Raw genomic sequence first — 9,274 nt, 5'->3', positions numbered from 1 at the left:
TCGGAAGGGATAACCGCTGAAAGCATCTAAGCGGGAAGCCCGCTCCAAGATAAGTATTCCCAGGGAACTACGGTTCCTGAGACCCCCCATGCAGAACACGTGGTCGATAGGCCGGACGTGGAAGCCCCGCGAGGGGTGGAGCCGACCGGTACTAACGGGGAAGCGCGACACACAACCCACACCCACACGGGATGGGAGAGCATCACCACAGCGAAGACTGCGCGAAACACACGCGACACGGAACAACGGTCCGTGACCACAAAAACGATCAGCGACGCGTCCACCATCCGGTCCCCAAACCACCAGCCAGGGAACGACCCCCCCCAAGCGGGGCGCGTCCCACAATTGAAGATTTGCGGCGGTCATGGCCCAGGGGAGACGCCCGGTCCCATTCCGAACCCGGAAGCTAAGACCTGGCACGGCGATGGTACTGCACCCGACAGGGTGTGGGAGAGTAGCACGCCGCCGCACCACAACGAGAACAGGACCCCGGTCGAGCACACGCTCCCGGGGTCCACCCATACCCGGACCCGACACGCGGACAACCACACCCGGACGGGGAACCAAGCCCACGACACGACACCCGCCGGACCACCCTCCGGCGCTCACGCGCCACCTCCCGCCAGCGGGAGGAAACAACGGACACACGACGGGAACGAACCCCGCCAGCCACCCACCGACACCACACACGCGCGGGCCACGACACCACCCACCGGCGCCGCGCGCCACCTCCCGCCAGCGGGAGGGAACACTATCGGGCGGGATGGGCGATGCGGCCCAGGGCGATCGCGGTGGTCAACACATAGGCCTCACGGGGATTTGGGGGAAACAAAGAGAGAGGGGACGCCGTTGTCCGATCCTGTTGGAGCATCTGATTGATCGACATGACCGTTGGGCGATTATGTTCGGCATCGAAGGCGATGCATCCTATCGATGCGCGACGCGCGGCAGGAAGACGGCTCATGCCATCCATGCCGCTGCTGTATCGTTCTTAGGCTTTTGCGGCTCAGCGGTTTTCGATGGCTTCGAATGCCTTGGTGGTGGCCTCGCTGTAGCCGGCCTGGGCGAGGGCGTTCATGCCGCTGGCCTCGAAACCACGCATAACCGCTGCCATGAACTTCTTCTTGCTCATCATGATGATGTCCTTTCGTTGGTGCGCCTGCGGCGCATGTGGGCGGTATCTCCGTCCATCGCCGCCCAGCATAACCCCATGCGCCGACTTCTGTAAAGTCACTTTGTAAAATGCGTGTTTCGTGGTTCCTCGGTCGCCGTCCTGTGGGGCGGGGTATTCGCTCAAGGAATTGTTGAGCGTTCATAAGGTATGCAAAAAAGTATCAATTCTTGCCGTTCAATGCTGGGAAACACCGGTGTTTCCCACGGGAGAATTGTATTAACGCTTCAACGAGGAGCGATAAAGACAACGAAGTTCAGGTAAGGAGACAACGTGGCTCGGGGATTGATGAGAACACTGCTGCCGGGGTTCCTGGCCATCGCGGTGTTCATGACGGGAGACGGCTTCGAGCTGACGTTCCTGTCGAAGTATGTCGTGGATCAGGGATTCAGCTCGTCGCAGGCATCGATGTTGTTCACCATGTATGGTCTGGTCGCAGCATTGGCCGGCTGGTCGTCCGGAGTGCTTGCGGAGATGTTCGGCGCCAAGCGCATCATGCTGGTCGGTGCGGTCTCGTGGATCGCCCTGCACCTGGTGTTCATCGGCGTGGCGTTGCCGAGCCACATCTATCCGCTGATGCTGGTGTCGTACATGCTGCGCGGCATGGGCTACCCGCTGTTCATCTACAGCTACGTGGTGCTGCTTGCGCAGACCGTGGATCCCGGCAGGCTGGCCTCGGCCATGGGCTGGTTCTGGACCTCGTACTCCTTCGGTATCGGCGTCTTCGGCGCCTACCTGCCCGCGTTCATCACGCCGGTGATCGGTGAATACTATTCGCTGTGGGTGTCCCTGCCGTTCTCGATTGCCGGTCTGCTCATCTGCCTGTGGTTCGTGCCGAAGACCCGCAACGTCGATCTCGATGCGATGAGCACCGCCGACAAGCTGCGTGAACTCTCCCGCGGCGTCACCATCCTCAAAGAGAACCGCCAGATCGCCTTCGCCGCCGTGCTGCGCGTGATCTGCAACCTCACCCTCTACGGATTCCCGGTCATCATGCCGCTGTACCTCGCCACGCATACCAATGGCGGTGGCGCATGGTTCAAGGTCACCGAATGGTCCACCATCTGGGGGCTGCTCTTCGTCGTCACCGTGTTCGGCAATGTGTTCTGGGGGCGTATGGGCGACCGGTTCGGCTGGATGCGTCAGATGCGCTGGTGGGGTTGCTGGCTCTCCGCCCTCGGCACGCTCGCCATGTACTACGTGCCCCAGTTCTTCGGACGCAACCTGCCGCTCATGTACCTGTGCGCGGTGGTGCTCGGCATGGGTATCTCCGCCTTCGTGCCGATGGGTGCGGTGTTCCCCGCGCTGGAGCCCGAGCACAAGGGGGCGGCGGTCTCCGCGCACAACCTCGCCTCCGGTCTGACGACCTTCTGCGGTCCGTTCATCGCCACCGTGCTGCTGGAGACGGTCGGGTTCGCCGGCGTGTGCTGGGCGTACGCGATCTGCTACATCGGCGGATCGGTCGTCTCCCTGTGGATTCGACCGAAGCAACCCGGTTTCGATGAGAAAGGTCGTCGCATCGATCGGAGCGTGTCCACGGAGACGATGCCGGCGATGGCCTCGCAGTCCCCGGCCGTGGTCTGATCCGTCTTTCCCATCCATATCAACCAACAACCATCAACAACCATCCAATCAAAGGAGCATCATCATGAAGGCAGTCGTTCTCGAGAAGCAGGGCGTCATCAACGTGCGCGAGGTCCCGGACGTCCAGGCGCCCGGTCCCGGCGAACTGCGCATCGCGCCGCATACCGTGGGCGTGTGCGGCTCCGACCTGCACTACTACACGCACGGACGCGTCGGCAAGTACGTCGTCGAACAGCCGATGATCCTCGGTCATGAGGCCGCGGGCACCGTGCTTGAAGTCGGCCCCGGCGTCACCGATTTCAAGCCCGGCGACCGCGTCGCCCTCGAACCCGGCATCCCCGACATGACCTCGCGCGCCAGCCGACTGGGCATGTACAACGTCGACCCGGCCGTGCGCTTCTTCGCCACCCCGCCGATCGACGGTTGCCTGTGCGAGGAGGTCATCCACCCGGCCGCGTTCACCTACCACCTGCCCGACAACATGAGCTTCGGCGAGGGCGCGCTGCTCGAGCCCACCGCCGTGGGCATGTGGGCCGCCACCAAGGCGCGTATCAAGCCCGGCGACGTGTGCGTCGTGACCGGATCGGGCACGGTGGGCATGCTCACCGCCTCCGCCGCGCTCGCCGGCGGTGCCTCCAAGGTGCTTGTCTCCGACGTCTCCGCCGTCAAGCTCGGCATCATCGGCCAGATTCCGGGTGTCATCCCGGTCGATCTGACGAAGGAGGACCTCGTCGAGCGGGTCCGCGAGGAGACCGGCGGTTGGGGCGCCGACGTGGCGTTCGAATGCTCCGGCGCGCCGAAGGCCTACGAGACGTTCTGGAAGCTCATTGCCCCCGGCGGCTGCGCGGTGCTCGTCGGCATCCCGGTCGATTCGGTGCGGATCGACATCACCGAGCTGCAGGCCACGGAAGTGCGTATCGAGAACGTCTTCCGCTACGCCAACGTGTACCAGAAGGCCATCGACCTGGTCGCCAGCGGCAGGCTCAACCTCAAGCCCTTCATCACCGACACCTTCGCGATGAAGGACGCCAAGACCGCCTTCGACCGTATGGACGAGGGCCGTCCGGGTGACATCAAGCTGCAGATCACCGTCGACCGCGACTGATCGCGGATGACGGACGGCTGCTTGGCGACGGCGTGACGGCCGTCCGAGGAGTGCTATGGATAATCGATGACGGGCCGGCGGGATTCCCTTTTTCCGCCGCCGGCGCGCATCGGCATTTCCGGTGTTCCTCGGACGGTCGTCACGCCGTTTTCCGATGCCCGGTGGTATCCGTCGACGGGAGCCGGTGAACGATCGGCGATCGCGAGACATCGGGCGGCGGACGGTGCGGTATCGTAGAGGAATCGACGAGGAGGTTGGCGATGGATGCGCGTGACGCCGGCATGATCCCATACTCGGATGCTGGATCGCTGGAGGTGATCGTCCCCGATGGGGACGCCGCCATACGCTGGTCGAGCCACGGGTATCCGAGCGCGTTGGCCCGATGGCACTACCATCCGCAGATCGAAATCCACCTGATCCGTGAGGGAAGCGGACAGCTTATGGCCGGGGACGGACTCATGCCGTTCGAGGCGGGGCATGTGGCGATGATCGGCTCGAACCTGCCTCATAACTGGCTGTCGGACATCATCCCCGGCGAACGTCTCGCCCATCGTGACGTGCTGTGCCACGTCCGCCCGCAGACGTTGCGGCTGCTGGCGTCGGCATTCCCCGAGACCGCCGGGTTCGAGCAGGTGGTGCGTCGCGCGTCGCATGCGCTCGTCCTGTCGGGAGACTCCGCGCACGAGGCGGGAGTCCTGCTGGAGATGATGGGGGAGCATGGCGCGGCGCGGCGCGTGGCCGACCTCATCGCCATCCTCACGGTGTTCCAGCAGGCGCCGGCGGATGAGGTTCGCACCGTGGTGACCCCGGGATACAATCCGCAGGTCGCCTTCGGTGCCGAGGACGACGTCAACGTTGCCATCGCCTATATTTCGTCGCATCTCGATACGGTCACGCTGTCGGATGCAGCCGAAGCGGCCTCGATGAGCGTATCGACCTTCTCCCGCTTCTTCAAACGGGTGGCCGGCATCGGTTTCGCCGATTTCGTCCGTCGCCTGCGCGTGGGACGCGCCTGCCGCCTGCTGACCTGCACCGATCTGCCGATCGCACGTATCCAACGGATGAGCGGCTATGACAACGCCTCCAACTTCAACCGCCGGTTCCGCGACGAGACCGGCGTGACGCCGTCCCGCTACCGTCGCATGCACGCGTCCTGACACATGCCGGCGGGACGGGTCCGGGCCGTGTGCCGTCGGCGGGGTGCCGCAATGCGCCGCCCGCCGACACATGGGCGGGATGGGGCGATGACGTGAGTTGGTGCATGCACGCCGTTGTGTATGCAAACGCTATGATAGCTGAACGCCGGCGGAAAGATATTGATATTCCACGGAACGATATTGCGATTTTTTCGTGCGTGGCCCATGTTGTGCAAGCGCTATTATCGTAGATGTCAACCAATCGGACATCACGATACGCAGCACACGACAAAGGAGTTCACGTGGTAGACCGCAATCTCTTCTCGCTCGATACGCTCGGCGCGCATCCGGCCATGGACCCGGACCGCGTCATCCAGGGCGACCATTGGCGCATCGGCATCATCACCGAATCGCTCATCCGCTTCGAATGGTCCGATTCCGGCCGGTTCGTCGACGACGCCACGCAGTCCGTGCTCAACCGCGACTTCGGCGGCGAAAGCCCGTCCTTCACCGTCGTCGAGCGTGACGGATGGCTGGAGATCGAAACCCCCTCGCTCCACATCTCCTACAACCAGGCCCCGTTCAGCAAGGAGGGACTGTACGCCACCATCAAGCACGTCAAGGCCATCGACAACACGTGGCACTACGGCGACGACCAGATGCGCAACCTCGGCGGCACCGCGCGCACGCTCGACTTCGCCAACGGCCGCATCCCCGTCGACCCCGGCGTCAACGGCACCGACGGCTGGGCCGTCATCGACGATTCGGCATCGAACATCATCCGCGAGACGCCGGAAGTCAACGGCAAGGCGAACCCGTTCGGCACATGGGTGACGCCGAAGCCGGAACCCACCACCGACTTCTACCTGTTCGCCTACGGGCACCGCTACCGCGAGGCCGTGCGCGACCTCTACCGCCTGACCGGACCGACCCCGCTGCTGCCGCGCTTCGCGCTCGGCAACTGGTGGAGCCGCTACCACCGCTACACCGAGGCCGAATACATGACGCTCGTCGAACGGTTCGAGAAGGAGGGCATCCCGTTCACCACCGCCGTGGTCGACATGGACTGGCATCTCGTCGACGACGTCGACCCGAAGTACGGCTCCGGCTGGACCGGCTACACGTGGAACAAGGACTTCTTCCCCGATCCGAAGCGCTTCATGGCGTGGCTGCACGATCAGGGCATGAAGATCACGCTCAACGTGCACCCGAAGGACGGCGTGCGCGCGTTCGAGGAACGCTACCCGGAACTCGCCGAGGCGATGGGCATCGACCCGAAGACGGAGGAGGCCGTGCAGTTCGACCTCACCGATCCGAAGTTCATGGAGGCCTACTTCGACAAGCTCCACCACCCGATGGAGGATGAGGGCGTCGACTTCTGGTGGCTCGACTGGCAGCAGGGCGGCACTACCCGCCAGCCCGGCCTCGACCCGCTGTGGGGCTTGAACCACCTGCACTACCTCGATTCGGCGCGCGCCGACGGCAGCGAATACGCCGAGCGCAACCCGCGCCCGCTCACCTTCTCCCGCTACGCCGGTCCGGGCTCGCACCGTTACCCGATCGGCTTCTCCGGCGACACCGTCGTCAACTGGGATTCCCTGAAGTTCCAGCCCGAGTTCACCGCCACCGCCTCCAACATCGGCTACGGCTGGTGGAGCCACGACATCGGCGGCCACATGTTCGGCTACCGTGACGAGGAGCTGGAGGCGCGCTGGTACCAGCTCGGCGCGTTCAGCCCGATCAACCGTCTGCACTCCACCGATTCGCCGTTCAACGGCAAGGAGCCGTGGAACTTCCACGGCGACGTGGCCGCCTCGATGACCGCCGCGCTGCGTCTGCGCCACGCGATGATCCCGTACCTGTACACGATGAACCGCCGCGCCGCCTACGAGGGCGAGCCGCTCGTCCAGCCGCTCTACTGGGATTACCCGGAGATCCGCGACGCGTACAAGCTCGTCGACGAGTTCCTCTTCGGCACCGAACTGCTCGTCGCGCCGATTGTCACCCCGGCCGAGAAGAGCGTCCAGCGTGCGAAGGCCGACGTATGGCTGCCGCAGGGCACGTGGTTCGACTTCTTCGACGGACGCCGCTACGAGTCGCGTCCCGTCGCCGGCCGCCGCATCGAGGCGTGGCGCGGGCTCGACCGCATGCCCGTGTTCGCGAAGGCCGGCGCGATCGTGCCGCTGCAGGAGGAGACGGCCGGCGAGTCGCTCAACTCGGTCGCGAATCCGCAATCCCTGCGTGTGGTCGTCTTCCCCGGTGCGAGCGGCGCGTTCACGTTGTGGGAGGACGACGGCGCGCCCGAATCGTCCGTGCGTTGGGCGTCGACCGCGCTGTCGCTGACCGTGGACGACGCGGCTCCGGCGACGTTCACCGTCGCGCCGGTCGCCGGCGCCGCCGACGTCGTGCCGGAGACGCGCGACTGGACGCTCGTCTTCCGCGGCGTCGATGCGGCGGCCGCAGGCGACGCCGCGAACGTCGCCGTCACGTCCGGCGGACGCGCGATCGCCGCCGACGTCAGCTACGACGCGGCGACGTTGAGCGCCGTCGTGCGCGTCTCCGGCGTCGCCGCGACGGACGGCCTCACGGTGACGTTCGCCAAGGGACTGCCGCTCGCCGGCGACACCGTGGTCGAGGACGCGTTCGCCGTGCTCAAGGACGCGCAGATGCTCTACCTCACCAAGGAGACCGCCTACGCGATGGTCAAAGAGCTCGGGAAGGACGCGCTGCCCGCCATGCACACCATCGAGGACCTGCACGGCGTGGACGAGAGCCGCGAATTCGATTCGCACATGCCGCAGCCGGTGATCCAGGCCCTCGCCGAGGTCCTCACCCGCGCCTGAACCGTGATGAGGCCCCTCTGCCGAGGGGGCCTCATCCGTAGGACGGCTGGGGAGAGCGGGGATCTTCGCCTCACTCGCCGCAGATCTCGCTCAGATAGGTCTCCACGTACCGCAGGGCCGCACCGATGATCGTCTGGTCGTCGGCGCGGTAGCTGCGGCGCAGTGTGAACCGTTCCGTGCCGAACGGGCTGCGCTTGATGACCCGCTGCTTGAGGTCCTCGATGTCGGAATCCTCCAGATACTGGGAGGCCTCGCCGCCGACGATCACGTCGCCGGCGATCACCGAACGCGCGTTGACGATCGCCTGCGCCACGTAGTCGAGCCATTCGTTCATGCGCTCGCGGTGGTGGCGTTCGCCCTGTTCGAGCACGCTGAAGAAGCCGGGGATGGACTCGTAGTCCTCGGTGAGGGATTCGGGCGAGCAATACGGGTCCATGCAGCCGCGGTTGCCGCAGTAACATTCGCGGCCTCCCGGCACGAGCGTCATGTGCTCGATGGTGCCGTTGCACATGTTCGGCCCTTGGTACAGTTTGCCGTTCACGATCACCGCGCCGCCCGGCCTCCGTTCGAGGTAGACGCATACGGCGTCGGTGAGCGAATGGTCGAACCAGAGTTCGGCCATCGCCGACGCGTCGGAATCGTGGATCATCATGCACGGGCGGTGGATGGACTGCGTGATTGTGTCGAGCGTGAGTCCCGTGTTGCGCATGATGTTGCCGAAGATGATCCGGTCGCCGGCGTGACTGACGATGCCTTGGACGGAGAAGGAGACGCCGAGCACCGGTCCGTGCTTCTTCTCTACCTCCGCCGCGAAGTTCTCGATGATGGCGCCGACGCGCTGGTAGTACACGTTGGCGTTGCGGTAGGGGAGCGTGCGTTCGAGACGTTCGACGACGTCGCCGTTGAGATCGACCGCGCACATGCGTACCTCGTTCGAGCGCATGGCCACGCCGATGGCGGTGCGATGGTCCGGGTTGAACTCGTAGCCGCGGGCCTTGCGTCCGCCGGTGGACTGCTGCAGTTCGCCCTGGCGGATGATGCCGTCTTGCTCCAGCGCCCGCAGGTTCTGGGTGATGGTGGGCAGGCTCAGTCCGAGTTCGCGTTCGATCTCCTGCTTGGTGACGTGTTCGTGGTGGTACAGGTACTGGGTCATGGCGATGCGGTTGTGCGCCTTCACCGCCGTCGATGGCATTGCCTTCATGCGAGACCTCCGTTGGATGCAATACCGACAGTGTGCTTTTGTTGGTAGTGTACTTTTATAAAAGTGATTTTGCATATTGTCGGGCGTGGCGCGGGTATAGTGGCGCAATGACGCGGATATAAGCGGACGACTTTTATGAAGCGAATTTGCATATTGTTGCCTTAGCGGATTACTTTTAGAAAACCACTTTAGAAAAGTGGGGAATCGTGCCGCGTAGGCGGCTTGTGATTTTCA

The 9,274-nt window shown here is 64.4% G+C and carries 6 protein-coding genes and 2 rRNA genes; 6 read left to right on the top strand and 2 right to left on the bottom strand.

The features are described 5' to 3' along the window. Positions 1 to 175 (top strand): 23S ribosomal RNA (locus AC1AYD_RS09080); the annotation flags it as partial. 179 nt (positions 176 to 354) lie between these two features. Then, a 5S ribosomal RNA gene (gene rrf, locus AC1AYD_RS09075) occupies positions 355 to 471 on the top strand. Positions 472 to 1,006: 535 nt separating this feature from the next. Here the strand turns inward: rrf and AC1AYD_RS09070 are convergent. Further along, positions 1,007 to 1,135, bottom strand: a complete 129-nt coding sequence (locus tag AC1AYD_RS09070) for a hypothetical protein (RefSeq protein ID WP_279324950.1) — start codon at positions 1,133 to 1,135, stop codon at positions 1,007 to 1,009. A gap of 309 nt (positions 1,136 to 1,444) precedes the next feature. On the opposite strand from AC1AYD_RS09070, the gene AC1AYD_RS09065 reads away from it, so the two are divergent. The 4 genes from AC1AYD_RS09065 (at position 1,445) to AC1AYD_RS09050 (ending at position 7,839) form a co-directional block, all read left to right on the top strand. Continuing rightward, positions 1,445 to 2,755, top strand: coding sequence for an MFS transporter (locus AC1AYD_RS09065; protein WP_476533061.1), 1,311 nt, complete (start codon positions 1,445 to 1,447; stop codon positions 2,753 to 2,755). Between the two features lie 64 nt (positions 2,756 to 2,819). After that, on the top strand, positions 2,820 to 3,860 hold the full coding sequence (locus AC1AYD_RS09060) for an NAD(P)-dependent alcohol dehydrogenase (RefSeq protein ID WP_476533060.1): 1,041 nt from the start codon (positions 2,820 to 2,822) through the stop codon (positions 3,858 to 3,860). A 260-nt stretch (positions 3,861 to 4,120) separates the two neighbouring features. Beyond that, on the top strand, positions 4,121 to 5,017 hold the full coding sequence (locus tag AC1AYD_RS09055) for an AraC family transcriptional regulator (RefSeq protein WP_476533059.1): 897 nt from the start codon (positions 4,121 to 4,123) through the stop codon (positions 5,015 to 5,017). Positions 5,018 to 5,349: 332 nt separating this feature from the next. Beyond that, positions 5,350 to 7,839: a glycoside hydrolase family 31 protein gene (locus AC1AYD_RS09050; RefSeq protein ID WP_476545039.1), complete on the top strand. Its 2,490-nt coding sequence runs from the start codon at positions 5,350 to 5,352 to the stop codon at positions 7,837 to 7,839. A gap of 70 nt (positions 7,840 to 7,909) precedes the next feature. Here the strand turns inward: AC1AYD_RS09050 and AC1AYD_RS09045 are convergent, their stop codons facing one another. Further along, the gene (locus tag AC1AYD_RS09045; protein WP_476545034.1) at positions 7,910 to 9,040 is read right to left on the bottom strand and encodes an ROK family transcriptional regulator; all 1,131 of its coding nucleotides are present in this window, start codon (positions 9,038 to 9,040) and stop codon (positions 7,910 to 7,912) included. Between the last annotated feature and the right edge of the window lie 234 nt (positions 9,041 to 9,274).

It is taken from the genome of Bifidobacterium sp. LH_426 (genome assembly GCF_056356875.1).
Note: the sequence above shows the minus strand (reverse complement) of the source record. Positions and strands in the feature narration are given on the sequence as shown.

Excerpts from the sequence above, each read along its gene's own strand:
- AC1AYD_RS09070 (WP_279324950.1), bottom strand. The coding sequence starts at position 1,135 with ATGATGAGCAAGAAGAAGTTCATGGCAGCGGTTATGCGTGGTTTCGAG.
- AC1AYD_RS09060 (WP_476533060.1), top strand. The coding sequence starts at position 2,820 with ATGAAGGCAGTCGTTCTCGAGAAGCAGGGCGTCATCAACGTGCGCGAG.
- AC1AYD_RS09055 (WP_476533059.1), top strand. The coding sequence starts at position 4,121 with ATGGATGCGCGTGACGCCGGCATGATCCCATACTCGGATGCTGGATCG.
- AC1AYD_RS09050 (WP_476545039.1), top strand. The coding sequence starts at position 5,350 with ATGGACCCGGACCGCGTCATCCAGGGCGACCATTGGCGCATCGGCATC.
- AC1AYD_RS09045 (WP_476545034.1), bottom strand. The coding sequence starts at position 9,040 with ATGAAGGCAATGCCATCGACGGCGGTGAAGGCGCACAACCGCATCGCC.